Genomic DNA, 24575 nt, shown 5'->3' on the forward strand with positions numbered 1-24575 from the left:
GTGGCCGGCTCCGTTCCGGCACGGGTGCTGCTCGCGGCGTTCCTCGTCGCGCTCGCCTTCGTCGCGTTCTGGCCGACGCCGGTCGACCGCGACGCGGGGTGGCTGGTGAGCCGCATCACCGACACGGTGCCCTGGCTGACCTACGGGCGGATCGAATTCGGGGCGAACATCCTGCTGTTCGTTCCGCTGGGATGGTGCGCGGCCCGCGGCTGGCCCCGCTGGCACGCCGCCGTCATCCCCGCGGCGCTCGGGCTCTCGGTGGTCATCGAGGTCGGGCAGGGGGTCGCCCTCGCCGAGCGCACCTCGAGCGTGCTCGACGTGGTCGCCAACACGACGGGCGCGGCGATCGGCTGGGCGATCGCGATGCCGTGGCGCAACCGCCGCCCGGCGGCTGCCGCGGCTTCGACGCGCCGTGATCGGCCCGCCTCGGAGGCATGAGCCCGGCGGGAGGATGCCCGGCTCCGCGCACCCCGCCCCGGCCCCGCACCTGGCGCGGCCGGGGCGGGGCAGCGGGTCAGCCCTCGAGGTCGACCTCGCCCGCGGCGAGAGCGTCGGCGTAGGTGCGGACGTCGGGGCCCGGCTCCCAATCGATGAACTTGTCCTTCATGTGACTCACGAGCGCCGCGTACGCCTTGTCGGCGTCGGCGGCGTCGTCGGTGCCGGCGACGGCGGTGACGGCATCCTGGAGGACACGGTCGGCGTCGTCGAGCACTTTCTGGCGGGCTTCGTCGTTCCAGTGGATCTCGCTGATCTTCATAGTCCGCACGCTAATCACCCGTGGCGGATTCGGCGACGGGCTTGCGCGACGCGATCCGACGCCCGATGAGGCCGTGCCGCGGGCTGAAGAGGTACACCGCGGCGAAGACGATGCCCTGCACCAGCACGACCAGGCCGCCGGACGACGCGTCGATCCAGTAGCTGAGATAGATGCCGACGAGGGACGACACCGCCGACAGTGTCGGAGCGATGACGAGCATGCGCCCGAACCGGTCGGTGAGCAGGTGCGCCGTCGCGCCCGGGATGATGAGCATCGCCACGACCAGGACCACCCCGACGACCTGCAGCGCGACCACGGCGGTCAGGGCCAGCACGCCCAGCAGCAGTCCCGACAGCACGCGCGGCGAGAGGCCGACCGCGAAGGTGTGGATCGGGTCGAAGGCGAACAGCGTCAGGTCGCGGCGTTTGACGAGGAGGACCGCGAGGGCGACCGCGGCGAGCACGGCGATCTGGACGAGGTCGCTCGATGAGACGCCCAGCACATTGCCGAACAGGATGTGGTTGAGATCGGTCTGACTGGGTGTCACCGAGATCAGCACGAGCCCGAGCGCGAACAGCGTCGTGAAGACGATGCCGATGGCGGCGTCCTCCTTGACCCGGCTCGTCCCGCGGATGATGCCGATGAGCGCGACGGCGATGACGCCGAACACGAGCGCGCCGAGGGCGAACGGCGCTCCCAGGACGTAGGCGAGCACGACCCCCGGGAGCACCGCGTGGCTGACGGCGTCGCCCATCAACGACCAGCCGATGAGCACGAGCCAGCACGACAGCAGCGCGCACACGATCGCGGCGATGGCGGTGGCCGACAGCGCCCGCAGCATGAACTCGTACTGCAGGGGCTCGAGCAGGATGTCGAGGAGGCTCATGCCTCGCCCTCCGGGGACGTCGCGTCGAGGCGGTGGCCGGGGTCGAGGCCGAACGCGCGGGCGAGGACGTCGGGACGCAGCGCTTCGGTCACGGAGCCGTGGAACACCACTCGGCGCAGCAGCAGCACCGCCTCGTCGGCGAGCGAGGGCAGGGCGTGCAGGTCGTGCGTGGAGACCAGGATGGTGCGGCCGTCCCGGGCCAGCTCACGGAGCAGGCGGACGATCGTGGCCTCGGAGCGTTTGTCGACGCCGGCGAACGGTTCGTCCAGCAGCAGCACGTGGGCATCCTGGGCGATGCCGCGCGCCACGAACGCGCGCTTGCGCTGACCGCCCGACAGGCGTCCGATCTGGCGGTCGGCGAGGTCGCCGAGCTCGACCCGGGCGAGCGCCTCGTCCACAGCACGGTGATCGGCCGGGCGCGGACGTCGCGTGATCCCGAGGTGGCCGTAGCGGCCCATCATCACGACGTCGCGGACCGACACCGGGAACGTCCAGTCGACGTCCTCGCTCTGGGGCACGTAGCCCACGACGCCGCGGCGACGGGCGGCGGTGGGCGGGTGCCCGTCGACGGTGACAGCGCCGGCGGCGGGTCGGACCATGCCGATGATCGTCTTGAACAGGGTCGATTTGCCCGACCCGTTCATGCCGATGAGGGCGGTGACGCGTCCAGGGGCGACCGTGAGGCGGACGTCGTCGAGGGCGACGATGTCGCCGTATCGCACGGAGACCCCGTCGACGTCGATACCGGTCGGAGCGGTCACGACGCATCCCCGAGCAGAGCGGTGGTGATGGTGTCGACGTCGTGGCGCAGCAGGTCGAGGTAGGTCGGCACCGGTCCGCCCGACTCCGAGAGCGAGTCGACGTACAGGATGCCGCCGAACGTGGCGCCGGTGGCCTCGACGACCTGCTGCATCGGCCGGTCCGACACCGTCGACTCGCAGAAGACCGCGGGCACATCGTTGTCGTCGACGAACTCGATCGTCCGGCGGATCTGCTGCGGGGTGGCCTGCTGCTCGGCGTTGACCGGCCAGATGTAGGCCTCGGTGAGCCCGGCGTCGCGCGCCAGGTACGAGAAGGCTCCCTCGCACGTGACGAGCGCGCGCTGACTCTCGGGCACCGTCGCGAGGTCGGCGACGAGCTCGTCGTGGATCTGCTGCAGTTCGGCCGCGTAGGCGGCGCCGTTCGCGGCGTAGTCGTCGGCCCCGTCGGGGTCGAGGTCGCTGAAGGCCGAGACGATGTTCTCGACGTAGACCTGGACGTTCAGCGGGCTCATCCAGGCGTGCGGGTTCGGCTTGCCCGCGTAGGCGTCGCCGGTGATGTCGATCGTCTCGATACCCGCGGAGACGACGGCGTGCGGGGCGTCCGCGGTGTCGACGAAGCGCGCGAACCACGACTCGAGCCCGAGCCCGTTGTCGAGGATGAGATCGGCGTCGGATGCCGCGGCGATGTCGCGCGGCGTCGGCTCGTAGCCGTGGATCTCGGCGCCGACCTTCGTGATCGATCGCACGTCGAGTCGGTCGCCGGCGACGTTGCGGGCGATGTCGGCCAGCACCGTGAACGTCGTCAGCACGACGGGGCGGCCGTCCTCGCCCTCGCCCGCGCCGGTCTCGGCGCCCGGGTCCCCCGCGCCGCCGCACCCCGTGAGCAGGACCGCAGCGGTTGCGAGGGAGACGAGGGCGGTCCCGACGCGACTCCGGCGATTTTTCGGCATACCGAAAAATTACCCGCCGGATGGCCCTCCGTGCAATTCTCCCGCCGCGTCCACGGCATCCGCCCACGGCTGTCGCGAGGAACGCACGGTCTCGCCGGTCGCGGCGGCGCGCTGCATGAGGAGTGCGAGGTAGTGATCCTGGCTCGCCTCGGCGAGGGAGTACACCGGCGCTCCACCGCCGATCGCCCGCGGCATCGCGTCGAGCATGCGGGCGATGGCGATCTCGTCGTCGTTCAGCCGGGCGGGCGGGAAGGGGTTGCGGAACATCCACTCGTCGCCGAGCAGGATGCCGCGCAGGAACATGCCCTCCAGGTTGCCTCCCTCTCCGGTCATCACGCGTCGCAGCGAGTCGAACACGGGCTCGTCGAAACGGCGGAGGTGGCGCACCTCGAGGTTCTCGATCTCGCCGCGTTCGCCGCGGATGAGCAGGCGGTTGCCGCGGATCCACGAGAAGTACTGCTCGCCGGCGAAGTCGTAGACCCCCAGTCGGTCGTCGAAGGCGAAACGGGCCGTGGTCTGCGTCGCGGTGACCGTGCGCTCCTCGGTCGGGTCGCCGTCGCGGCCGGGGCCCACGACGAGCGGTGAGCGGAAGACGGATGCCGTCACCTCGACGTCGTCGGCGCCCACCCCCAGGGCCCGGCGCATCACGCTCACGCCGTGATAGTCGTGACACTGCGCGACGAGCGCCTGCGTCGGGCGGCCGAGTCGCCCGGATCGCGCGACTGCCAGCTGCGCCGCGAGCAGCGGCGACAGGTGGTACTGCTCGGCGACCTGCACCGTGGGCGCGCCGGGACGCGCCACGCGTTCCCACAGCGCGACGAGATCGTCCGCGTCGCCGGCGGGCGGGGTCTCGGTGAGCACCGGCACGCCCCGTTCGACGAGGTCGACGATCATCCCGGGTGCGACGTCGCGGGGCACCGAGACCACGACGAAATCGGGCCGATCCGCGGCCAGCAGAGCGTCGAGGTCGACGAAGGCGGGGATGCCCCAGCGGCGTCGCACATCGGCGGCGGTCTCGGCGCTGCGGGTGACGAGCCCGGCAACGCGGAACCGCTCCGGAAGGGCGGCGGCGATGCGGAGGAAGAACTCGCTGCGCCAGCCGCTGCCGACGATTGCGAAGGAGACGCTCATCGGCACAGTCTGCCCCACCCGGCCCGCGGCGCGCCGCGATCCGGATCGGACGAGACGGTTCGTGAGACGGTAGGGGCATGGGGGACGACACCGACATCGAGCCGGCCGACATCGACGTCGAGACCGTCGAGTTCGACGGTGTGCGCACGCGCGTGACGCGCGTGCAGACGGCGGCGTCCGCGGGCTCGCCGCGAGCCTTCGTGCTGATCGCCGGCATCGGCGTCGCGGCGACGTACTTCGATCTGCTCGCGCCGACGTTGGCGCAGCAGTCCCGCGTCTACGCCCTCGACCTGCCGGGGTTCGCCGGCCAGCGAGCTCCGCGCTCCGAGCCGTCGGTGGCCTTCTTCGCCGATCAGGTGGAGGCGGTGCTCGACCGGTTCGGGCTCGACGATCCGGTGCTGCTCGGGCACTCGTTCGGCACGCAGATCGTGACCGAGGTGCTCACGCGGCGCCCCGGCATCCGTCACGCCGTGCTGATCGGGCCGGTCGTGAACGACCGCGAGCGGTCGGTCGTGCTACAGGGCATCCGCTTCGCCCAGTCGTCGCTGTTCGAGCCGTTCCGGCTCGTGATGCTCGCCGTCAGCGCATATCTGCTGTGCGGATTCGCGTACTTCGTGCGCGTGCTGCCGCACATGATGCGGTATCCGCTGACGGAGCGGATCGCCCAGGTCTCGGCGCAGGTGCTGTTCATCCGCGGGGCCCGGGACTTCTCGTCGCCCCGATACTTCCATTCGGCGCTCGTCGACGCCGCGCGCGACGCCTGGCGGTGGGAGATTCACGGAGCGGCGCACTCGGTCATCAACGGCAACGCGATCGGCGTGGCCAAGCTCACCGACGCCTTCCTCGCCGGCGATCTGGCGCGGCGCGGCCAGATGTCGGAAGAGGAGGCGCGGGTGCCGCAGCCCGCCTACGGCGGTATCCCGCTGATGTGGCGAGCGGTGCGCTACCGCATCCGCGAATGGTTCAGCGCGCGGCAGGGCGACGAGGTCGGCGTCGAGCACGCCAAGGAGTCGCACGCCGCCGCGATGTGGCGCGCCTTCACCGGCGGGCGGCGCTAGCCCGAGCCGAGCGGGCGCGCTGCGCTCATTCCCAGGTCGCCGTGTCGGGGTCGATCCCGTGGGCCCGCGCGCTCTCGTCGATGCTCCGACGCAGCCACGACGTCAGTCCCGGACGGATGCCGTCGTAGTGAGCGGTGAAGGCGGGGTCGCTCTCGTACATGCGCCCGAGGCACACCTGCATCGACCGGGTGACGGGGAAGTACTCCCCGACGGCATCACGATGCCGGGAGACCAGCGACTCGGCTCCGGCGCTGCCGGGCGCGATCCCGTCAGCTGCCGCCGCGGCGAGATCGCGTTCGAGCGCCGTCATCGCGGCGGTGACGGCGCGCCACTGGTCGGGGGTGCGGTGCGCGGCCCGCTCGGCGTACTGCTGCCACTGCGTCGTGTCGCCGTAGCGGCGCCGTGCCAGAGCGGGCCAGTCGGGGTTCCAGTCCGGTCCGAAGATGCTCGCCTGCTCGGCCGGCGTGAGCAGGATGCCGCGCTCCTGGGCCTCGATCATGCGGTCGAGGCCGGTGCGCAGGCGGTCCAGACGCGAGAGGTGCTGCGAGACGTCGTCGCGCTGGCGACGCAGCGCCGCCGCGGTGTCGCCGGGCTCGTCGAGCACGGTGCGGATCTGGTCGAGACCGAGGCCGATCTCGCGGTAGACGACGATGCGGTGCAGCCGCGAGAGGTCCTCGGACGTGTAGAGCCGGTACCCGCCGGCGGTGCGCAGCGACGGGGGTGCGAGACCGATCTCGTCCCAGTGGTGCAGTGTGCGGACGGTGACCTCGAGGCGGGACGCGACCTGCCCCACGGTGAGGCCGTCTGCCTCTGTCATGCGCTGCTCCCCTCCGCCGGGCCGGTCGGCGCGATGCCGATGTCGGCCAGGCTTCGCGCCGCTGCGCTCGTCGCGTCGTAGGGTTTGGCCGCCGTGACGACGACACGCGCGTTCTCCGGGGTGACGACCTCGAGGTCGCGCGTGTTCCACGCGGTCTCGCGCGGCGCGCTGACGGCGTCGGGATCGAGCGCGCGGCAGGCGGCGGCGATGCCGTCGAGTTGGTCGAGCACGCAGGCGAAGCTGTACGTCAGCGCCGGGGGCGCGGCCAGGGTGTCGGCCGCGGTGACGAGGAGCACGTCCTGGAAGGCCCAGCGCCGCAGGTGCACGAGCGTGCCCGGGATGGCGAAGAGCTCGAAGAACCCGAGTCCGCGCGTCCAGAAGGCGGTGGACGCGTCGAGGTCCCGGGTGGGGATCGTGACGAAGGCCGGCATGCCGTAGATGCCGCGATAGGGCTCGGGCGCGACGGCATCCGGTCCGGGAACCGGGACGGGGCTGATCTCGAACGCGTCGTAGTAGTCGCTCATGCCGACCACTCTGCGCCCTCACGTTGCGTCAGGGTCAAATCGGACGACGCGTCCGGGTCAGCGGTGGGTGCGGCGCGGCAGCAGCGCGGCCGCGCCGATGGCGAGCACGACCATCGCGACGGCGCCGACGACGACGCCCAGCATCGGGTTGAGGGTGAGCAGTCCGATGACGAACCCGAGGGCGATGCCGACGAGAGCGCCGGTGGCGGTGCGGGCGAGTGCTTCGACGTCCATGCCCTCGACGCTACGGCGGGCCGCCGGCGCCGCGCGTCGCCCGAACGGGTGATTCGCCGTCGTCCCCGAGGGGGATGCGGGGCCTCCCGCGGGCCATCGTCCGAGACCCGGGACGTGTTACCGGTAACGTGTTGGGCGTCGTCGGTCGAGAGCGAGGGAGCATCCGATGGAGCGCGAAGCGGTGGCGCGGGTTCGGGCCGAGGTGGCGTCGTTGCATGCGGAGCTGGTGCGTTATGGGCTGGTGGTGTGGACCGGCGGGAACGTGTCGGGGCGTGTGCCGGGGGCTGATCTGTTCGTGATCAAGCCGTCGGGGGTGTCGTATGACGAGTTGGCTCCGGAGAACATGATCGTGTGCGATCTGGATGGCGTCGTGGTGGCGGGTACGCCGGGTAGTGATCGGTCGCCGTCGAGTGATACTGCGGCTCATGCGTATGTGTATCGGAACATGCCCGAGGTGGGTGGTGTGGTGCACACGCATTCGACGTATGCGGTGGCGTGGGCGGCGCGGGGTGAGGAGATCCCGTGTGTGATCACGGCGATGGCGGATGAGTTCGGGGGTCCGGTTCCGGTGGGTCCGTTCGCGGTCATCGGGGATGACTCGATCGGTCGGGGGATCGTGGACACGCTTCGGGGTCATCGGTCTCGGGCGGTGTTGATGCAGAATCACGGGCCGTTCACGATCGGGGCCAGTGCGAAGGATGCGGTCAAGGCTGCGGTGATGGTCGAGGACGTCGCCCGCACGGTGCACATCGCGCGGCAGGCCGGGGATCTCGTTCCGATCCCGCAGGAGTCGATCGACGCGTTGTACGACCGGTATCAGAACGTTTACGGACAGACCACCGACGACCGCCGGTAGCCCCTTCCGGGCGCGGCGAAGTCGGGCACGTCGCGAAGGTGACGCGTCGGCGGGCAGCGAGCGGGCGTGGTCAGTCGGCGTCGGGGGATGAGCTCTCGGCGAGCCCCGAGAGCCGCTCGCGCGTCTCGCGCTCGGCGATGATCCCCAGGAAATCGGTGACGCGGGCGTCGGCGTGGCTCTCGACCGACGCCGCCGCCTCGCGGCGGATCAGGTCGCCGTCGACGTCGGGCATCCGCTGCTGCACGCGTCCGGCGACCTCCTCAGTGAGCTCTTCGGCGTTGAAGTCCTTCGCAGGCTTGTCCATGTGATCATCCTCTGTCGCCGCGTCGCCCGGCGATACCCGTCGCCGTGCGGGCCCGGGCATGCGATGATTCGCACGGCTAGGCTGGATGAACGTGACCGAGCAGACGAACCCCGACAGCGCGAACACCCCGCAGATCCCGTCCGAGCAGACGCCCGCCGAGCAGAATCGGCCGGAATGGCACTGGTCGGAGGACGGCATCAACTTCCACACCCGCAAGTGGGTGCGGCCGGAGGACCTCAATGCCAACGGCACGCTGTTCGGCGGCAGCCTGCTGCGCTGGATCGACGAAGAGGCCGCGATCTACGCGATCATCCAGCTGGGCAACTACCGGGTCGTCACGAAGCTCATATCCGAGATCAACTTCGAGTCCTCGGCGATGCAGGGCGATCTGATCGAGATGGGCCTGACGGCGACCCACTTCGGTCGCACGTCGCTGACGATGCGTGCCGTGGTGCGGAACATGATCACGCGCAAGCGCATCCTCTCGATCGAGCGTCTCGTCTTCGTGAGCGTCGACGAGGACGGGCAGCCGATCCCGCACGGCTTCTCCGCCATCACGTACGACCGCGACCGGATGCCGCACGAGCACCCCAAGACCGACTCGGTGCGCCTGCCCTGACCCCGTGCGCGGGGGAGCGACCTCGCCGTAGGCTACGACCGTGCCACCGCTCCCGCTCGTCGCCGCGCTCGGATGCGCCGTGCGGCTCGAGGCGGGCTCGCGTCCGCCCGGCGAGGTCGCCGCGATCTCGCGGGCGTGGGGCGATGCGACCGTGGGCGGTGCCGACCCGCTGCCGGCCCGGCACCTGAGCGTCACCGTGGGCGAGGGGCCCCTCGAGGCGGCCCTGGCCGGACTGTCGCAGGCCGTGACGCTGGCGGCCATCGAGGCGCGCCGGGGCGAGCTGTGGATGCTGCATGCCGGGGCCGTCGCCGACGAGCATGGCAACGTCGTGGCGATCGTCGGCCCCTCGGGGCGCGGCAAGACCACCGCGACCCGCGCGCTGGGTGCGCACTTCGGCTACGTCACCGATGAGACGCTCGCCGTTGCCCCCGACGGCACGGTGCTGCCGTATCGCAAACCGCTGTCGATCATCGAGGATGCCGCGGCCGATAAGGCCCAGCGCTCGGCGTCGGAGCTCGGGCTGGGGCCCCTGCCGCCTGCTGCGTTGCGACTGAGCGCGATCGTCCTGCTCGACCGGGTGCCCGGGGGCTCGGACGAGCCGGTGGTGACGCCGTTCCCGCTCGTGGAGGCGCTGCCCGAGCTGGTCGAGCAGACCAGCTACCTGGGTGAGCTCCCCGAGCCGCTGACCCGCATCGCCGCGCACGCGGCCGCGGTCGGGGGGATCCACCGGGTCACCTACAGCGAGGCGATCGATCTGGCATCGGCGCTCGCACCGCTGTTCCGGGCCCCGGGCGAGGTGGTGCTCGCCCCGTCGTTCGCGGCGCCGGCACGGGATGCGGACGACACCGCGGACACGGCCGACGCGGGAGACGCGGCTGGCACCGCCGGGACGCGTTGGTTCCGGGCGGCGCACCTCGACGCGATCGGCCTCACGGGCGCCGACGGCGGGCAGCGCATCGCCCTGCTCCAGCCCGACGTCGACGGCGGCGCGACCCTCCGCATCCTCGACGGCATCGGGCCGGCGCTGTGGCGCGCCGCCGACGGGCGCGCCGCGACAGCGCTCGCCGCAGCGGTCGTGGCCGAGCACGGGACGCCGCCCGAGGGCGACGCCGAGGTCGCCGTCCAGGCCGCGGTCCGCGCGCTCGCGGACGAGGGAGTGCTCGCCACCGACGCCTCGTGGCGCGTGCGCGACGACGTCGCTTGGACGCAGAGCGACGAGGGCGCGGTGGCCCTTGCGCTGTCGCGGGCCGGCTCACCGGAGCCGGTCGCGCTGGAGGGAACCGCGGGGGCGATCTGGATGGCGCTCGCGACCGCCCGCGGGGCGAGCGAGCGAGCGATCGTGCGGGTGGTGGCCGACGGCGCGGACGTCGCGGCCGACGAGATCACCGCCGACGTCGCGGCCTTCTTGCGGTCGTTGCGCGACCGCGGCCTCGCACAGCGCTTCGCGCCCTGATCGGGTCGGCGCCGAGCGACCGGTCGCGCTGAGTCGTTCCGACGGATCGCGACACCGATCGTGACGTGAGCGACGGATGCCGTCGCGAGCGTCGACGGCATCCGTCGGGCGGCGAAAAAGTACGGGAAAACCCTCTCATCCCTACCTGAGGAGTCCCCGTGACCGACGTTGTTCCCACCCGCCGCGACTCGGACGGCATCGACCGTCGCACCATCATCAAGGGTGCGGCCTGGGCCGTTCCCGTGATGGCGGTGGCCGTCGCCGCGCCGCTCGCCGCAGCATCCGTCAACACCTCCGGTCTGGCGGTGACGGGCACCCAGACCGGTCTGCTCACGCTCAACCTGCTCGACGGTGGCGGCACCGTCACCGCGACGGCGCTGACGACCGTGCCGACGGAGTTCACCATCACCAACGGCGCCGGTGCCATCAACCAGACGGCGACCGTGACGGTGACGGTGGGCCGCCCGGCGGGTGTCAACATCTCCGTCGGTCGCGCGCGGGGCTTCGGCGTCGCGAGCCTCAACGGCACGCCCTCGACACCCGGACAGCGCACCGCGGTCTACCAGAGCGCGCCCATCGTGGGCACGTTCGGCTTCCCGCTGACGACCTTCACCACGACCCTGCCGGTGAACGTGCCCTCCAACGGCACGCAGGTCGTCCCGCTCGTGCTCGGCCTCGCGGGCACGTCGACCGGTGTCGCGATCTCGGCGCTCACGACCTTCCCGGTCACGATCGTCGTCGACTTCGGCAACGGCCTGACCCGTACGGCGACCTCCAGCGTCGTCGTGCCCGTGGGTGCGGGGCTGCTCTAAGTAGCGGACCAGTGGTGAGTGGGGGTGTCGGCAGCGGCCCGAATGCGTAGCCGATGCCCCCGGATCCAGTGCGGGGAGCGCGGCGGCGCGCTCCTACGCTGTCAAGCAATCGAGGGGGGAGGCGCACGATGAGCTACGAGCGCTACCCGAGCACCCTCGGTCGAACCGCCGCCTCGTCACGTCGATCGAGCGAGCCGTTCGCGGGGCGCGAAGTCGCGACGCTCGCGCTCGAATCGATCGTGCTGAAGCGGTACGAGCTCGACGCGGGAGCCGAGCGCGTTGTGCCGGCGGGCGGTGCGCCCGTCGTGCACAGCGTGCTCGTCTCGTCGGGCAGTGTGAGCATCGCGTCCACCCTCGATGCCCGACGGCGGCACCGTGTGGATGCCGGGCGCGGGCTGTTCGTGCGGTCGCGATCGGACCACCTGCTGGCCTGGTCCGACGACGCGGACGTGATCGTCGTGTCGGCGCCGGAAGAGGTCGTGGCCGCCTTCGGCGCCCCCGTCGACGAGGGCGACGGGCCGCTCTTCGCAGGGGACTCCACTCTCGTGCCGCCCGCGACGGCCTACTTCCGGGCGCTGCTGGCGCAGGCGACCACGCCGGACCGTGTGGCGAAGTACGCGATGTCGCGGCTGAGCGAGGAGATGCTGGGGAGCCTCTTCCTCGAGCGCGCCAGCATCGGTGCGGGGCCGGTGAAGGTGCAGCCCTCGCTCTATCGCCGCGCGCTCGCGCTCATCGCCTCGCAGCGGGCCGACCCGACGCTCTCGGTGCCGTCGTTGGCCGTCGAGCTCGCCGTGTCGGTGCGTCACCTGCAGCGCGCGTTCGCCGAGCAGAACACCTCGCCGACCGAGGAGATCCGGCGCCTGCGTGTCGAGCTGGCCATCCAGCTGCTGACCGAGTCCCGCTACGACGTCCTGTCGATCGACGAGGTGGCCCGCTACGCCGGGTTCGCCAGCGCGGACGATCTGCGTCGCGCGTTCCGACTGCACGGCGAGGAGTCGCCCACCCGGGTGCGCTCGCGCTCGCGCCCCGGGCGGGCGGACCGGCGTGGATTGCGCGCCCTGCCGTCGCTCGCGTAGCGCACCGGTTCTACGGAGCTCCGATCCGGTCGAGCGGCCAGAGACGGAAGAAGACCGGTCCGATGAGGGCGTCACGCGGGACGGTCCGGGCGCAGGCCGACGCGAGGGTCGACTCGGCGTCGTCGGGTGTCGCCGACACCGTGCGGCACGGGCTCACCGAGTCGGCGGAGTCGGCGCGGTTGTCGCCGAGCAGCAGGTACTCGTCCGCGCCCAGGGTGACGGGCCCGAAGCATCGCATCGAGCGGGGCTCGGTGTCGCAGTCGAGCGCGCCAGGCTCGAACGGCGGGTCGGCGGCGATGTAGTCCTCGGTGAGGGCGGTGCCGTCGACGGTGACCCGTCCGCCGGCGTCGCAGCAGGCGACGGTGCTGCCCGGCTCGCCGATCACTCGCTTGACCAGGGCGTCGCCGTTGCTCGGGCCGAAACCGAACACGTCGCCGAACCAGCCGACCGCCGTGCGCCAGGGTGCGCGCTCGGGCGCCGGTCCGTCGCGCCACGATGCGGGGCGGTCGAAGACGACGACATCTCCGGGGTGCGGATCGCCCGTGGCGAAGCTGATGCGGTCGACGAGGATGCGGTCGCCGGGCGAGAGCGTGTGCTCCATCGACGCCGAGGGCACCTGGAAGACCTTCACGGCGAAGGACTGCAGGAGAGCGAGCACGAGCAGCGCGGCGACGAGGTGGGTCAGCGGGTGGCCCGCGATACGTCGCCAGCGGCGGCGCCTCGTCGGGGGCGCGTCGGGCGGGGGCGCGTCGGTCGGTGCGGATGTCACGGTCTCGGGGCGGGGCGTCAGCCTCGCGCGCGGCGAGCCCGGCGTCCCTCCGGCACGAACGCGGCCTCGGTCGTCGGGGTCGTGAGCGCCGTGGCGGGCGTCGCCGGCACGAGCGTCGCGGTCGCGGTGGCAGCGGCGGGCGAGAGCTCGGGCGACGCGGCGTCATCGGCACGGTAGTAGGTGCCGGTGTACTGGTAGCCGTAGTACGCGGCGCCGCTGCCCTTGCGGGGAACGCGGTTGAGGACGACGCCGAGCGCCCGCCCGCCCGCGCGCTCGAGGTTCTGCTGCGCCTTCTTGAGCGCGTCGAACGTCGTGCGCCCCACCGTCGTGACGATGATGGCGCCGTCGGTGCGGTTGGCGAGCACCGCGGCGTCGGTCACCGGGATGAGGGGTGGGGCGTCGACGATGACCACGGCGTCCTCGCTGAGGGCGTGGACGAGGTCGCGCATGCGCTGCGACCCGAGGATCTCGCTCGGGTTGGGCGGGATCTTTCCCGCAGCGACGACCTGCAACGTGCCGAGGCGGCCGACCGGCTGGGCGACGTCGTCGAACGAGGCGCGTCCGGCGAGGATGTCGGTGAGGCCGGCGTCGCCGATGAGATGGAAGATCGTGGCGACCATCGGGCGGCGCAGGTCGCCGTCGATGAGGACGACGCGCTGCCCGCTGGCGGCCAGGGTGATCGCGAGGTTCGCGGCCGTCGTCGACTTGCCCTCGCCCGGCAGGGGGCTGGTGATCACCAGGATGCGCGGGGGGTTGTCGACATCCATGAACTGGATGTTCGTGCGCAGCTCGCGCACCGCCTCCGACACCGCGTAGAGGTGCACGTTGCGGCTCGAGGAGGTGTTCGCCCCGTCGAACGGGATGAGGCGGTTGTCGGCGGTGAACGACTTCTCCTCGGGGATCGCTCCGACCACGTTCAGGCCGGTCTCGCGCTCGACGCCCTCGGCCGAGCGGATGCGGCGGTCGAGGGTGAAGCGCAGCAGGGCGTAGCCGATGCCGACGACGAGGCCGACGAGCCCGCCGATCGCCAGCGCGAGGCGCACGTTGGGCGAGCTCGGGGTCGAGGGCAACCGCGCCGAGTCGGCGGTGACGAGGGTGATGCCGGGGTTCACGCCCGTGCCGCCGGACTCGATGCTCTCGATCTCGATCTGCATGCCGCGGATCCAGGCACCGGCGAGGTCTCGGGCGGCTTCGGGGGTGGGCCCGGTGGCGTCGACCTTGATGACGACGGTGTCGACCGGATTCGACACCGACACGCGGCGCACGAGACTCTCGGGGCTGACATCGAGGCCGAGCTCGTCGCGGGCGTGCTCACCCACCGCTCGCCACGTGCCCAGGTCGACATACGACTTGACCTTCGATTTGGCGAGGTTGTCGCTGACGTACGCCGAGCTGCTGTCGGTCTGCCCCTGCGCCTGCGCCGGGGTGACGTAGCCGCTGGCGTCGGCGGTGTAGACCTTGGGCTGCAGCAGCGTCCACGCGAACGCGACGGCCACCCCGAGCACGATGCACAGCGACAGTGCGACCCAGTGCGCGCGCAGGATGCGCAGATAATCTCTCAGTTCCATCTCGGGCCTCCCGCGTCGGTGTCGTCCATTCGGGCACTCAGGTTGATCGCGCGGACGGCCCGCGGCAGCGACCGCGCCCCGCGCACCCACCGCCGCCCGCGTGCCGCCATCCGCCCGAGCGCGGTGTCGACGGTCTCGGGTCGGCTGAGCAGCAGGTCGCGGCGGCTGGGCCAGACGGCCTCCCCGGCGATCCGGAGCCGATCGAGACCGCGTGCGTCGCGGAGGGCGGCGAACCAGAAATACGACCCGTACGAACCGGATCGCACCCGCTCGCGCCACCGTCTGGCCGGCGCGGAACGCTGCTCGAGCGGGTCGGCGACGACGGGCACGCCCATCTCGGTGAGAACCTCGAACAGCGTGACCGTCGTTCCCGTTCGCCTCGCGAGCTCGGCCAGGAGGTCGCGCTCGGACGAGGTCAGCGGCACGCGGCGCAGGTGCTCGAGCTCGGCCGCATGACGCGCCTGGCGCTCGGTCCCGCGCAGGGAGTGCAGGGCCAGCACGATGATGCTCGCGACCCGGTTCGGCACCGCGCACGAGCGATGACCCAGCGTCAGGCGGTCGTGCTGCGCCCAGAGCGCGTCGAAGGCGATGCTCGGATCGGCCAGCATCCCGGGGTAGTGGCGATGCGCGTCGATGTCGCAGGGCCAGCGGTCGTGGAGCAGCGTGCGCGAATGGATGCTCGTCAGCTTGCCGATGAGGGCCGCCGGCCGCTCGCGCCACCCGCGTGCCAGGATCTCGTCGCAGAGCTGGTCGAACCTGGCCGGTTCGACCAGCACATCGACGTCGGACGAGACCCGCCTGTCCCGCAGACCCTGGTGCGCGAGCGCCGGCCCCTTGAGGAAGAGGACGCGGATGCCGAGCTCGTCGGCGAGGTGTTGGATCCAGGCGTGCCCGAGCTCGACACCGCTGTGCAAAGCGAGTATCTGCGCTGAATCGTGTGCGGGCATACCGGTCTCGGGTCGGAGGTCACCTCATTATGCCGACCCCGCCCGCCGCCGCTTCAGCGTCCTGGCGACACATGCCGGCGCAGATCGGCGTCTGTGCGACATGATCGCGCGTCCCAACCGTCTTCATGCGACATCCGAGGTCGGCATCCGGTCTCACCGCGGGTTGAGCAGCAGGGCCGCGATGAAGATCCCCAGCGCGAGGATGACCAGGACGACGCCCAGCATCGCCCAGCCGGGCAGCCCGCCGTGGTCCTGCGTCCACCAGGACTGCTCGCCGTAGTCCGATCGTCGTGTTCGCTTCATGGGCGCAACCGTACGCGCGCCTTGGCTCCGGCAGGTGTCCGGCGCGTTACGCCTGTGAGCACGGTCGAGAGACGGCTCCGCCGGCCGCGTGTGCTCGTCGTCACCGGATCTGTTCGGCGACCCCGTCTCGCACGCGGTCGTGGGTGTGCCGCACGAAGGCCGCGTAGCCGCCCGGGGTCCGTCCCACGAACCTGCCGGAGGTGACGACCTCGTTCTCGTCGGTGGCGATCACCCGGGCGCCGGCCGCATGGACGGCACGGACGAGCTCGACGTCCTCGTGCTCGTCGAGGTCGGGGAAGCCGCCCGCGTGACGATAGACGTCCGCGCGCATTCCGAGGTTCGCGCCGTGGACGTTGCCGGGTGGCCGTCCGCGGGGGTGCGTCGCCGTCCAGTGCGCGGCGTGCTCGGCGGTCAGATCGCTGAAATCCGGCCGGACCGTGCCCAGCACCACGTCAGCTCCCGAGGCGCCGAGGTCGAGCTGGTGGCTGAGCCAGGCGAGCGGCACGACCGAGTCGCCGTCGGTGGTGCTGATCCACGTGTCCTCGGGCGGCGGGTCGCCCAGCTCGGCGAGCGCGGCGCCGACGCCGACGCGTCGGGCGGTGCCGACCCGCCGCGCCGTGATGCGCACGGTCGTCACCGGCCACGTACGCGCGATCTCCTCGGAGGCGTCCGAGCAGGCGTCGAGCACCACGACGGCGGCGATGCGAACGCCCGGATGCGTGCGCCGCGCATGATCGAGTGCCGCGGTGAGCCCCGCGAGGCATCGATCGAGGAGTCCGGCCTCGTCGTGGACCGGGACGACGACCGCCACCGACGTCGGGCTCACGCGAGGATGCCCGTCTCGACGGCCACCGATCGCGCGGACGGACCGGCATAGACCTCGAGGAGGAAGTCGTCCTCGAGGTGGAGCACCAGGCGCGTGAGCGTCTTCTCGGCGGCGAGCGCGGCGTGGACGCGATCGCCCGAGAGCGGATACTCCGCCACCGGATGCCGCCAATGGCAGGCGATCAGGTGACCGTCGGGCGTCAGCGACGAGGTCATGCGTCCCACGGCCGCGACGAGATCCGCCTCGCTCCAGTAGTAGCCCACCTCGGAGAGCACGATCAGGTCGTAGGTTCCCGTCGGCCACTCGTGCGGCAGGGCGGCGCGCTCGAGGCGCACGTCCGCCCGGTCGCCGAGGCGCCGACGCGCCGCCGCGAGCGGCGCGTCGGCGATGTCGAGCGCCAGCAGGTGATCGGTGCGCTCGGCGAGCTGCGCCGTGAGCGCCCCGGTCGAGCAGCCGAGTTCGAGCCCGCTCCGGTAACGCCGGCGGGGGAGGGACGCGAGGGTCGCCGCCCGCTTGCGCTGCTCGTACCAGCGCGAGTCGAACCCCCACGGATCGTCGCCGTTGCGGTCGTAGAACGCGTCGAAGAACTCCTGCGGCAGGCTGGGCGCTGATCGCGACGGTCGCACGAAGATCTCGAACGGCCGGTCGAAATGGGACTGCATCCCGGCGTGCAGCATGACCTCGTCGCCCGGCGCGGCGGACAGCGGTTCGGTCTGGCTCCGGTGGGCGCGGGTGGCGGCATCCTTGGCGGCCGTCGACGACGCGTCGAGGCGGACGATCTCGAGGTCGTCCCACGGCGCGTCGGCGGGAAGCCCCCAGTGCCAGAGCCAGATGGGGAAGAAGCGGCTGCGCGCCCCGAGCTCGTCGCACACCCCGGCCACGACCTCGCCGACCACGCGGTGGTCGCGGTGCCCGTCCCCGGTCCAGGGCGCGATGACCAGCGCGTCGCCCGCCGGACTCGCGTCGGCACTCTCCCGCGCGCTCCCGCCGGTGAGGACGGCGTCGCGGACCGCGGCGCGGATCGTGTCGCGGTGCTCGTCGGTGCGGCCATCGGGCAGGCCGAGGAACACGGTCCGGATCGTCCCGCCGAGTCGGGCCAGGGCCTCCGTCGCCTCGCGGCGGCGAAGGGCGGCGAGCCGTGCGGGCGTGTAGGTGGGGGAACCGGGATGAGACCCCTCGCCGTCCGTCGCGATGAGGACCGTCACCGGCACGCCGCGGCGCGCGGTGCGGGCCATGAGCCCGCCCGCTCCGAGCGTCTCGTCGTCGGGATGCGCGGCGACCACGACCAGCCGCTCGACGTCCTCGTCGAGCGGGGCGAGATCGCGGTCATCGATGGCGGCGCGCCAGACGGCCTCGGGCGTCCCGGGGTCGCGGTGGCTGAAGCTCACCACGCGCCGCGCCCGTCCGCGAGATCGCCGCCGATGCGGGCCAGATCTCGTTCGGCGTGGTGCTGCCGCAGGTACAGCTGCAGATCCGCGGCGCGCCGCGCGTGCTCCTCGTCGGCCACCAGCGGCAGGGGTCCGAGGGCGTGGTCGGCCTCGTGCAGGGCGGTCTCGGCGGCCTGTGCCACGAGCGTGCGCACGCGTGCGGCGGTGAGCGCCGGGTCGGGCGGTGCGGGGGCGTCGAGTGATCGCGCCGCGTCGGCCAGCGCGAGGCGCGCGGCCCACAGCGCGGTGTCGACCCGGGCCAGGTGCACGCGCGAGAGCTGATCGGCTCCGCTGCGCTGAGCCGCCGCCCGCAGCGGTGCTCGCAGCGCTGCGGCGCCGCCCCACCAGCATGCCGCGACGCCCACTCCGCCGCGGGCGAACCCGGTGCGGCGCAGGTACCAGCCGGGGTCGCCGACGGTGGCTGCCGGTGCCGCGGCGAAATCGACGGGGGCGCTCACGACCGACGCCAGCCCGCGCGCATGCCAGGGGCCCGGGCGTGGCGAGACGCCGTCGGCGCGCAGGTCGACGGCGAAGAGGCGGCGGGTGTCACCTGCCCAGGCGGTCACGAGCGCGTGCGACACGTGTGCGGCGAGCGAGCACCAGGGCTTGGTGCCCGTGAGGGTCCACCCGTCCCTGCGCTCGTGGGCCTCGAGTCGGACGCCGGCGCCCTCGGCGGCGAAGACGCCCCACGACGACGCCGGACCCGCGCCGACGCGATCGAGCTCGATGTCGTGCCCGTCGCGGCGGGCCTGATCGAGGATGTCGAGCGCGTCGAGATGCGGCTCGAGGATGCGGGCGGCGGTGACGTCGCGCGCCGCGACCGAGGCGAGCAGCTCCCAGTCGTCGACGAGGTCTCGCTCGACCGCTCGCGCGCGGCCGACCGACACCGCCCACGCCAGGGTCGCGGCGATGTCGACGCCGAACCCGGCCGTGTCGTCGGCCGAGCGCAGCGCGGCGAGCACGGGCGCGCCGACGGTGCGGTCGTCCCTCAGCGAGAGCGCGGCCGGGTCATCGCTGTCGTCTCGCATCGACTCATCATGCCGCGCCGCGAGCCCGATCCGGGCCGCCGCATCCGGAATGCGCGGTCGGGGGTGGCAGGAGGGTCAGGGGCGGCCCATGCCGCGGTAGTCCCAGCCCGCGGCGCGCCAGGCGTCGGCGTCGAGGCAGTTGCGGCCGTCGACGACGATCCGACCCGAGGTGAGGGTCGCGGCGTGCGCCGGGTCGAGGCCGCGGCGGTACTCGTCCCACTCGGTGACGACGATGACGGCATCGGCGGCGCGCAGGGCCTCGTCGCGGTCCTCGACGTAGTTCAGCTGCGGGTGCACGCGGCGGGCGTTCTCGATCGCCTCGGGATCGGTGACGGTGACCCAGGCGCCCAGACCGTGCAGTCGGACGGCGACGTCGAGGGCGGGGGAGTCGCGGATGTCGTCGCTGTGGGGCTTGAAGGCCGCGCCGAGCACGGTGATGTTCTTCTTGTAGACCGAGCCGTCGAATGCGGCGACGACCATGTCGACGGCGCGGTCGCGACGGCGCATGTTGATGGCGTCGACCTCGCGCAGGAAGGCGACCGACTCACCGCGGCCGAGCTCTTCGGCGCGGGCCGAGAAGGCGCGGATGTCCTTGGGCAGGCAGCCGCCGCCGAAGCCGATGCCGGCGCCGAGGAAGCGACGGCCGATGCGGGCGTCGTGACCGATCGCGTCGGCGAGGGTGGTGACGTCGGCGCCGGTGACCTCGGCGATCTCGGCCATCGCGTTGATGAAGCTGATCTTGGTGGCCAGGAACGCGTTGGCGGCGACCTTCACCAGCTCGGCGGTGGCGAGGTCGGTGACGATGAAGGGCGTGCCCTTGGCGACGGAGGGGTGGTAGACCTCGCGCAGGATGTCGGCGGCGCGCTCGCCCTCTTCTCCGGCGGGGACGCCGGCGACGAGGCGGTCGGGGTCGATCGTGTCCTGCACGGCCCAGCCCTCGCGGAGGAACTCGGGGTTCCACACCAGGGTGGCGCCGGTGGGGGTGACGCGCTCGGCGAGCGTGGCCGCGGTGCCCACGGGCACCGTCGACTTGCCGGCGACGATGTCGCCCTCCGACAGGTGCGGGATGAGCGCGTCGACGGCGGCGTTGACGTAGGTCATGTCGGCGGCGTAGCCGTCCTTCTGCTGCGGGGTGCCCACACCGATGAAGTGGACTGCCGCGCCGGCGGCATCCGCCATGTCGGTCGAGAACCGCAGGCGGCCCGACGCGAGCCCCTCGCTCAGGATCTCCTGCAGGCCGGGCTCGAAGAAGGGCGCCTCACCGCTCGAGAGCGACGCGATCTTGCGCTCGTCGACGTCGATTCCGACGACCTCGTGCCCGATGGATGCCATCGCCGCGGCGTGGACCGCTCCGAGGTAACCGCAACCGATAACCGACAGACGCATGGTGCTCTCTCTCCGCGGACCCGAACGGACCGCCACACCTTCATATCAAGAACCTGTGTCGGACGTGTAAACGGCGCCGCGCGCGGACGCGGCGGTTGTGTCGTGCGATTGCGGCATCCGGCCCCGGGTCGACGGCGCGCGCGTAGCCTCGGAGCATGCTGTCGCTCTCGCACGATTTCGCCGACGCGGTGCCGGCGCTGGCGACGCCGTGGGCCGCCGCGCCCGCTCCGCAGGCGCGGCTGCTGGTGCTGAACGAGGAGCTCGCGACGAGCCTCGGCCTGGACCCCTCGTTCCTGCGGAGTCCCGCGGGCGTGCAGACCCTCGTCGGCGCCGCCGTGCCGGAGGGCGCCGTCCCGGTCGCCCAGGCGTACGCCGGGCATCAGTTCGGCGGGTTCTCGCCGCGGCTGGGCGATGGCCGGGCGCTGCTGCTCGGCGAGCTGCGTGCTCCCGACGGCGCGCTGCGCGACCTGCACCTGAAGGGGTCGGGTGCGACGCCGTACGCGCGTGCCGGCGACGGTCTCGCCGCGGTGGGCCCGATGCTGCGCGAATACGTGATGAGCGAGGCGATGCACGCGCTCGGCATTCCGACGACGCGGTCGCTGGCGGTGGTCGCCACGGGGCGCGAGGTGCAGCGCGAAGTCGCGCTCGCCGGCGCGGTGCTCGTGCGCACGGCATCGAGTCATCTGCGGGTCGGGAGCGTCGAGTACGCCCGCGGCACGGGTGACATCGCGGTCCTGCGGGACGTCGTGGACTACGCGATCGCTCGGCATCACCCCGAGGTTTCCGGCGACGACGTGCCCGCGCTCGGGCTCTTCCGCGCGGTCGTCGCCGCGCAGGCCGACCTGGTGGCGAAGTGGATGCTCGTCGGCTTCATCCACGGGGTCATGAACACCGACAACATGACGCTCTCGGGCGAGACGATCGACTACGGTCCGTGTGCGTTCCTCGACGCGTACGACCCGGCGACGGCGTTCAGCTCGATCGACACCGCGGGTCGCTATGCGTACGGCAATCAGCCGTACATCGCCGAGTGGAACCTCGCGCGGCTCGCCGAGGCCATGCTGCCGCTGTTCGACGACGACCTCGAGCGCGCCGTCGCGATGGCGCAGGAGGCGTTGGCGCGGTTCCGCCCGCTGTTCGCCGCGGCGCGGTCGGCGGGGATGCGGCGCAAGCTCGGCTTCGCCGATGCCGATGCCGATGCCGATGCCGATGCCGAGACGGTTGGCGTCGCGGACGATGAGGTCGAGGCGCTCGCCGGGGAGCTCCACGAGATGCTCGAGCGTGCGCGTGCCGATTACACCTCTTCTTTCCGGGCGCTGTCGGATGCCGCTCGCGGCGACGCGACGACGCTCTCGCGGGCGCTCGGCGGCGACGCCGCTCTCGGCGTGTGGCTCGAGCGGTGGCGCGCTCACGCTCCGGATCCCGTCGTGATGGATGCCGCCAACCCGATCTACATCCCGCGGAACCACCTCGTCGAAGAGGCGCTCGCCGCCGCCTCGGCCGGCGACCTCGAGCCGCTCGGGTGGCTGACGACCGTGCTCTCGACACCGTTCACCGAGCGCTCGGGCGCAGAGCGCTACGCCGAGCCCGCGGGCGCGGACTTCGTCGCCGGTTTCCGGACGTTCTGCGGGACCTGAGCGCAGCGCGCCGACCCCTGCTTCGCGAGCGGCCTGCGACAATCTCGGCAGGATGGATGCCGCAGGGCGAGGGGGAGCATGGAACAGCTCGATGTCGTGGATCGGCGGCTGCTGCACGCGCTCCAGATCGAACCACGTGCGACCTGGACCGAGCTCGCCCCGATCGTCGGGGTCGATGCGGCGACACTCGGGCGCCGGTGGGATCGCCTGCGCAGCGAGGGCGTGGCCTGGGTCACCGGGCATCCGACGCGCGGGATGGTCGCGCTCGTGGAGATCGAGTGCGTGCCGGCGTCGCTGGAAGCGGCGGCGGCGGAGCTCTCGGGAGACGCGCGCCTGTACGTCCTCGACGACACGTCGGGTGCGCGCGACCTGCTCGCGACGATCCGGGGTGACGACCTGGGGTCGCTGGCAGAGCACATCGCCACCACGATGGCGCGCATCCCCGGTGTCCGCGCCGCGCGCACCCACATCGTCACCGATGTGCTGATCGACGGGGCTCGCTGGCGGCTGCGCGAACTCACCGACGAGGAGAGCGAGCGGGTGCCGCGGCCACGACCGCCGCGATCCCGCGCACCGCGGGTGGTGGCTCCGGAGGTGCGGCGCGCGCTCGAGCAGGAGCTGTGGGTCGACGGGCGGCTTCCGGTGGCGACCGTCGCCCAGCGGCACGACCTGTCGCCGCAGCGGGTCGCCGACGGACTGGCGGCGATGCGCCGCGGGGGCGAGCTCGCCTTCCGCACCGACATCGCCCGCGAGGTGTCGGGGTGGCCGATCTACGCCTGGTACTTCGTCGAGGCACCCGCGAAGACGATCGAGGCTGCGCGGCAGGCGATCGCCGCCGTCCCGGAGGTGCGGCTGGCCGTCACCTCGTCGAGTCGGTACAACCTCATCCTCGCGGTGTGGCTGCGTCGTCTGGCGGATGTCAACCGCTTCGAGATCGCGCTCGAGGCCGCTCTCCCCGGAGCGCGCATCGCCGACCGAGCGGTGGTGCCCCGCATCCGCAAGCACATGAACCAGAGGATCGGACTGGACACCCGCTCGCACGGGCAGAGCGATGCCGGCCCCTTCCCAGCCCCGTCGTGAGGACGGTCGTCGTGGAATCCTGCATCAGGACCGCGCTTTAGCTGACTTTTCTGCAATTTAACAGTCCCGAATCATTCGGAAGAGCATCATTCCCCTGTCGTCAGAACAGGAGAACCCGATGCACCAGACCGTCGCCCCCGAGACGCTCGCCGCCCCCCGCGGCGCCGTCGCGGAACGCGTCGCCGCCAGCGCGGCCGAACTCGTCGCGTTGAGCCACGCGATCCATGCCGACCCCGAGCTCTCGTGGCAGGAGCATCGCGCCGCCGCGCGGATCGCAGGTCTGCTCGAGGCTGCCGGTTTCGACGTCACCCTCGGCGCGTACGACACCCCCACCGCGGTCGAGGCGGTGATCGGCGACGGCGACCTCACCGTGGCGATCTGCGCCGAGTACGACGCGCTGCCGGGAGTCGGGCATGCGTGCGGGCACAACATGATCGCCGCCAGCGGAGTCGGGGCCGCGTTGGCCCTCGCGCCGGTGGCGAGCGAGCTCGGGCTGCGTGTCAAGCTGCTCGGAACCCCCGCCGAGGAACACGGCGGCGGCAAGGTCGAGATGCTGACGCGTGGGGCCTGGGAGGATGTCGACTTCTCGCTGATGGTCCACGGCGCCACCGGACCGGATCGGTCGGCAGCCGGGTTCCAGTCGACCGCGGTCGACCGGTTCGAGATCGAGTTCACCGGAGTGACCGCGCACGCCGCCGGCGCGCCGCAGGCGGGCGTCAACGCGGGAGCCGCGGCGACCCTCGCGCTCACCGCCATCGGCCTGCTGCGCCAGCACCTTCCGGTCGAGTGCAACCTCAACGCCTTCGTCTCGGACGGGGGTGAGGCCACGAATATCATCGCCGGACGAGCCGTCGTGCAGGTCGAGGTGCGTGCATACGACCTCGACGTGTGGCGTCAGGTCAAGCGACGCGTGCTCTCGTGTTTCGACGGCGCCGCGATCGCGACGGGATGCAGCTGGGAGTCTCGACCCACCGAGCACCCATACGCGCCCCTGGCGCCCGACGTCGCGCTCGCCGCGGTGTGGGACCGGAACATGGCCGACGTCGGACGCGAGATCATCACCGGCGAGCTGATGGGCGGCGGCTCGACCGACATGGGGAACGTGTCTCAGGTGGTGCCGTCGATCCACCCGATGATGTCGTTCCTCGGCGAGGACGCCGTGCCCCACAATCCGGCGTTCACGGCTGCGGCGGTGACGCCCGCGGCCGATCAGGCGGTGCTCGACGCCGCGACCGTGCTGGCGCTGACCGTGGTCGACGTCGCCACCGACCCGTCCCTGCGCGCAGACCTTCTCGACCGCACCGCACGCCGCCCCGCCGGGGCGACCCGAATCACGATCGAGGCGTGATCCGACATGATCCACCGG

At 72.2% G+C, this 24575-nt stretch carries 27 protein-coding genes; 10 read left to right on the forward strand and 17 right to left on the reverse strand.

The window, feature by feature from the left end; genetic code table 11:
- Window positions 1-438 (forward strand): VanZ family protein, encoded by a 438-nt coding sequence (locus HW566_RS10860; protein ID WP_178012798.1) that lies wholly within the window; start codon window positions 1-3, stop codon window positions 436-438.
- A gap of 76 nt (window positions 439-514) precedes the next feature.
- Here the strand turns inward: HW566_RS10860 and HW566_RS10865 are convergent, their stop codons facing one another.
- From HW566_RS10865 to HW566_RS10885, 5 genes are read right to left on the reverse strand one after another with little or no spacing between them, the layout of a single operon-like run.
- Window positions 515-757, reverse strand: coding sequence for a hypothetical protein (locus tag HW566_RS10865; protein ID WP_178012800.1), 243 nt, complete (start codon window positions 755-757; stop codon window positions 515-517).
- Window positions 758-767: 10 nt separating this feature from the next.
- Entirely contained in the window at window positions 768-1643 is an 876-nt protein-coding gene (locus tag HW566_RS10870; RefSeq protein ID WP_178012802.1) for a metal ABC transporter permease, read from the reverse strand.
- The gene (locus HW566_RS10875) at window positions 1640-2404 is read right to left on the reverse strand and encodes a metal ABC transporter ATP-binding protein (RefSeq protein ID WP_178012804.1); all 765 of its coding nucleotides are present in this window, start codon (window positions 2402-2404) and stop codon (window positions 1640-1642) included. Before HW566_RS10875 ends, HW566_RS10870 begins: the two co-directional genes overlap by 4 nt.
- The gene (locus HW566_RS10880) at window positions 2401-3354 is read right to left on the reverse strand and encodes a metal ABC transporter substrate-binding protein (RefSeq protein ID WP_178012806.1); all 954 of its coding nucleotides are present in this window, start codon (window positions 3352-3354) and stop codon (window positions 2401-2403) included. Before HW566_RS10880 ends, HW566_RS10875 begins: the two co-directional genes overlap by 4 nt.
- Window positions 3355-3363: 9 nt before the next feature.
- A complete protein-coding gene (locus HW566_RS10885) occupies window positions 3364-4485 on the reverse strand; it encodes a Gfo/Idh/MocA family protein (protein ID WP_178012808.1) in 1122 nt (373 codons plus the stop codon).
- Between the two features lie 77 nt (window positions 4486-4562).
- On the opposite strand from HW566_RS10885, the gene HW566_RS10890 reads away from it, so the two are divergent.
- Entirely contained in the window at window positions 4563-5543 is a 981-nt protein-coding gene (locus tag HW566_RS10890) for an alpha/beta fold hydrolase (RefSeq protein WP_178012810.1), read from the forward strand.
- Between the two features lie 25 nt (window positions 5544-5568).
- Here HW566_RS10890 and HW566_RS10895 read toward each other — a convergent pair whose 3' ends face one another.
- From HW566_RS10895 to HW566_RS10905, 3 genes are read right to left on the reverse strand one after another with little or no spacing between them, the layout of a single operon-like run.
- Window positions 5569-6360 (reverse strand): MerR family transcriptional regulator, encoded by a 792-nt coding sequence (locus tag HW566_RS10895; RefSeq protein WP_178012811.1) that lies wholly within the window; start codon window positions 6358-6360, stop codon window positions 5569-5571.
- Window positions 6357-6884, reverse strand: coding sequence for a VOC family protein (locus HW566_RS10900; protein ID WP_178012813.1), 528 nt, complete (start codon window positions 6882-6884; stop codon window positions 6357-6359). Before HW566_RS10900 ends, HW566_RS10895 begins: the two co-directional genes overlap by 4 nt.
- Before the next feature lie 57 nt (window positions 6885-6941).
- The gene (locus HW566_RS10905) at window positions 6942-7118 is read right to left on the reverse strand and encodes a hypothetical protein (RefSeq protein WP_178012815.1); all 177 of its coding nucleotides are present in this window, start codon (window positions 7116-7118) and stop codon (window positions 6942-6944) included.
- A gap of 166 nt (window positions 7119-7284) precedes the next feature.
- On the opposite strand from HW566_RS10905, the gene HW566_RS10910 reads away from it, so the two are divergent.
- Window positions 7285-7974, forward strand: a complete 690-nt coding sequence (locus HW566_RS10910) for an L-ribulose-5-phosphate 4-epimerase (protein ID WP_178012817.1) — start codon at window positions 7285-7287, stop codon at window positions 7972-7974.
- A gap of 70 nt (window positions 7975-8044) precedes the next feature.
- Here HW566_RS10910 and HW566_RS10915 read toward each other — a convergent pair whose 3' ends face one another.
- Window positions 8045-8278 carry a three-helix bundle dimerization domain-containing protein gene (locus HW566_RS10915; RefSeq protein ID WP_178012819.1) on the reverse strand — a complete coding sequence of 78 codons (234 nt, stop codon included), beginning with the start codon at window positions 8276-8278 and terminating at the stop codon, window positions 8045-8047.
- 196 nt (window positions 8279-8474) lie between these two features.
- Here HW566_RS10915 and HW566_RS10920 point away from each other — a divergent pair, with 196 nt between their 5' ends.
- The 4 genes from HW566_RS10920 to HW566_RS10935 all read left to right on the forward strand — a co-directional run bounded on the left by HW566_RS10920 (window position 8475) and on the right by HW566_RS10935 (window position 12238).
- The gene (locus HW566_RS10920) at window positions 8475-8897 is read left to right on the forward strand and encodes an acyl-CoA thioesterase (protein ID WP_256728957.1); all 423 of its coding nucleotides are present in this window, start codon (window positions 8475-8477) and stop codon (window positions 8895-8897) included.
- A 40-nt stretch (window positions 8898-8937) separates the two neighbouring features.
- Window positions 8938-10350, forward strand: a complete 1413-nt coding sequence (locus tag HW566_RS10925) for a PqqD family peptide modification chaperone (RefSeq protein ID WP_178012823.1) — start codon at window positions 8938-8940, stop codon at window positions 10348-10350.
- 158 nt (window positions 10351-10508) lie between these two features.
- Window positions 10509-11162: a hypothetical protein gene (locus HW566_RS10930; RefSeq protein ID WP_178012825.1), complete on the forward strand. Its 654-nt coding sequence runs from the start codon at window positions 10509-10511 to the stop codon at window positions 11160-11162.
- Window positions 11163-11290: 128 nt separating this feature from the next.
- A complete protein-coding gene (locus tag HW566_RS10935; protein ID WP_178012827.1) occupies window positions 11291-12238 on the forward strand; it encodes a helix-turn-helix domain-containing protein in 948 nt (315 codons plus the stop codon).
- Between the two features lie 10 nt (window positions 12239-12248).
- Here HW566_RS10935 and lepB read toward each other — a convergent pair whose 3' ends face one another.
- The 8 genes from lepB to HW566_RS10970 form a co-directional block, all read right to left on the reverse strand.
- Window positions 12249-13007: a signal peptidase I gene (gene lepB, locus HW566_RS10940; RefSeq protein ID WP_256728675.1), complete on the reverse strand. Its 759-nt coding sequence runs from the start codon at window positions 13005-13007 to the stop codon at window positions 12249-12251.
- Between the two features lie 17 nt (window positions 13008-13024).
- Window positions 13025-14575 carry a polysaccharide biosynthesis tyrosine autokinase gene (locus HW566_RS10945; protein WP_178012829.1) on the reverse strand — a complete coding sequence of 517 codons (1551 nt, stop codon included), beginning with the start codon at window positions 14573-14575 and terminating at the stop codon, window positions 13025-13027.
- Window positions 14566-15522 carry a nucleotidyltransferase family protein gene (locus HW566_RS10950; RefSeq protein WP_218621624.1) on the reverse strand — a complete coding sequence of 319 codons (957 nt, stop codon included), beginning with the start codon at window positions 15520-15522 and terminating at the stop codon, window positions 14566-14568. The genes HW566_RS10945 and HW566_RS10950 overlap by 10 nt, the downstream gene beginning before the upstream one ends.
- 153 nt (window positions 15523-15675) lie before the next feature.
- Window positions 15676-15825 carry a hypothetical protein gene (locus tag HW566_RS10955; protein ID WP_178012833.1) on the reverse strand — a complete coding sequence of 50 codons (150 nt, stop codon included), beginning with the start codon at window positions 15823-15825 and terminating at the stop codon, window positions 15676-15678.
- Window positions 15826-15925: 100 nt separating this feature from the next.
- A complete protein-coding gene (locus tag HW566_RS10960; protein ID WP_256728676.1) occupies window positions 15926-16651 on the reverse strand; it encodes a glycosyltransferase in 726 nt (241 codons plus the stop codon).
- The gene (locus HW566_RS10965) at window positions 16648-18042 is read right to left on the reverse strand and encodes a bifunctional PIG-L family deacetylase/class I SAM-dependent methyltransferase (protein WP_256728677.1); all 1395 of its coding nucleotides are present in this window, start codon (window positions 18040-18042) and stop codon (window positions 16648-16650) included. Before HW566_RS10965 ends, HW566_RS10960 begins: the two co-directional genes overlap by 4 nt.
- Window positions 18036-19106 (reverse strand): acyl-CoA dehydrogenase family protein, encoded by a 1071-nt coding sequence (locus HW566_RS16120; protein WP_256728678.1) that lies wholly within the window; start codon window positions 19104-19106, stop codon window positions 18036-18038. The genes HW566_RS10965 and HW566_RS16120 overlap by 7 nt, the downstream gene beginning before the upstream one ends.
- Window positions 19107-19181: 75 nt before the next feature.
- On the reverse strand, window positions 19182-20492 hold the full coding sequence (locus tag HW566_RS10970) for a UDP-glucose dehydrogenase family protein (RefSeq protein WP_178012836.1): 1311 nt from the start codon (window positions 20490-20492) through the stop codon (window positions 19182-19184).
- Window positions 20493-20647: 155 nt separating this feature from the next.
- On the opposite strand from HW566_RS10970, the gene HW566_RS10975 reads away from it, so the two are divergent.
- The 3 genes from HW566_RS10975 to HW566_RS10985 all read left to right on the forward strand — a co-directional run bounded on the left by HW566_RS10975 (window position 20648) and on the right by HW566_RS10985 (window position 24557).
- Window positions 20648-22129, forward strand: coding sequence for a protein adenylyltransferase SelO (locus tag HW566_RS10975; RefSeq protein WP_178012838.1), 1482 nt, complete (start codon window positions 20648-20650; stop codon window positions 22127-22129).
- Window positions 22130-22207: 78 nt separating this feature from the next.
- On the forward strand, window positions 22208-23209 hold the full coding sequence (locus tag HW566_RS10980; protein ID WP_178012839.1) for an Lrp/AsnC family transcriptional regulator: 1002 nt from the start codon (window positions 22208-22210) through the stop codon (window positions 23207-23209).
- A gap of 118 nt (window positions 23210-23327) precedes the next feature.
- Window positions 23328-24557, forward strand: coding sequence for an amidohydrolase (locus HW566_RS10985; protein ID WP_178012841.1), 1230 nt, complete (start codon window positions 23328-23330; stop codon window positions 24555-24557).
- Window positions 24558-24575: the final 18 nt, after the last annotated feature.

Origin of the sequence: Microbacterium oleivorans, assembly GCF_013389665.1 — a bacterium.
GTDB classification, from domain to species: Bacteria; Actinomycetota; Actinomycetes; order Actinomycetales; family Microbacteriaceae; genus Microbacterium; species Microbacterium oleivorans_C.

Coding starts and splice junctions, on each gene's coding strand:
- HW566_RS10865 (WP_178012800.1), bottom strand. CDS start 757: ATGAAGATCAGCGAGATCCACTGGAACGACGAAGCCCGCCAGAAAGTG.
- HW566_RS10870 (WP_178012802.1), bottom strand. CDS start 1,643: ATGAGCCTCCTCGACATCCTGCTCGAGCCCCTGCAGTACGAGTTCATG.
- HW566_RS10880 (WP_178012806.1), bottom strand. CDS start 3,354: ATGCCGAAAAATCGCCGGAGTCGCGTCGGGACCGCCCTCGTCTCCCTC.
- HW566_RS10885 (WP_178012808.1), bottom strand. CDS start 4,485: ATGAGCGTCTCCTTCGCAATCGTCGGCAGCGGCTGGCGCAGCGAGTTC.
- HW566_RS10890 (WP_178012810.1), top strand. CDS start 4,563: ATGGGGGACGACACCGACATCGAGCCGGCCGACATCGACGTCGAGACC.
- HW566_RS10895 (WP_178012811.1), bottom strand. CDS start 6,360: ATGACAGAGGCAGACGGCCTCACCGTGGGGCAGGTCGCGTCCCGCCTC.
- HW566_RS10900 (WP_178012813.1), bottom strand. CDS start 6,884: ATGAGCGACTACTACGACGCGTTCGAGATCAGCCCCGTCCCGGTTCCC.
- HW566_RS10905 (WP_178012815.1), bottom strand. CDS start 7,118: ATGGACGTCGAAGCACTCGCCCGCACCGCCACCGGCGCTCTCGTCGGC.
- HW566_RS10910 (WP_178012817.1), top strand. CDS start 7,285: ATGGAGCGCGAAGCGGTGGCGCGGGTTCGGGCCGAGGTGGCGTCGTTG.
- HW566_RS10915 (WP_178012819.1), bottom strand. CDS start 8,278: ATGGACAAGCCTGCGAAGGACTTCAACGCCGAAGAGCTCACTGAGGAG.
- HW566_RS10935 (WP_178012827.1), top strand. CDS start 11,291: ATGAGCTACGAGCGCTACCCGAGCACCCTCGGTCGAACCGCCGCCTCG.
- HW566_RS10945 (WP_178012829.1), bottom strand. CDS start 14,575: ATGGAACTGAGAGATTATCTGCGCATCCTGCGCGCGCACTGGGTCGCA.
- HW566_RS10950 (WP_218621624.1), bottom strand. CDS start 15,522: ATGCCCGCACACGATTCAGCGCAGATACTCGCTTTGCACAGCGGTGTC.
- HW566_RS10955 (WP_178012833.1), bottom strand. CDS start 15,825: ATGAAGCGAACACGACGATCGGACTACGGCGAGCAGTCCTGGTGGACG.
- HW566_RS16120 (WP_256728678.1), bottom strand. CDS start 19,106: ATGCGAGACGACAGCGATGACCCGGCCGCGCTCTCGCTGAGGGACGAC.
- HW566_RS10970 (WP_178012836.1), bottom strand. CDS start 20,492: ATGCGTCTGTCGGTTATCGGTTGCGGTTACCTCGGAGCGGTCCACGCC.
- HW566_RS10975 (WP_178012838.1), top strand. CDS start 20,648: ATGCTGTCGCTCTCGCACGATTTCGCCGACGCGGTGCCGGCGCTGGCG.
- HW566_RS10980 (WP_178012839.1), top strand. CDS start 22,208: ATGGAACAGCTCGATGTCGTGGATCGGCGGCTGCTGCACGCGCTCCAG.
- HW566_RS10985 (WP_178012841.1), top strand. CDS start 23,328: ATGCACCAGACCGTCGCCCCCGAGACGCTCGCCGCCCCCCGCGGCGCC.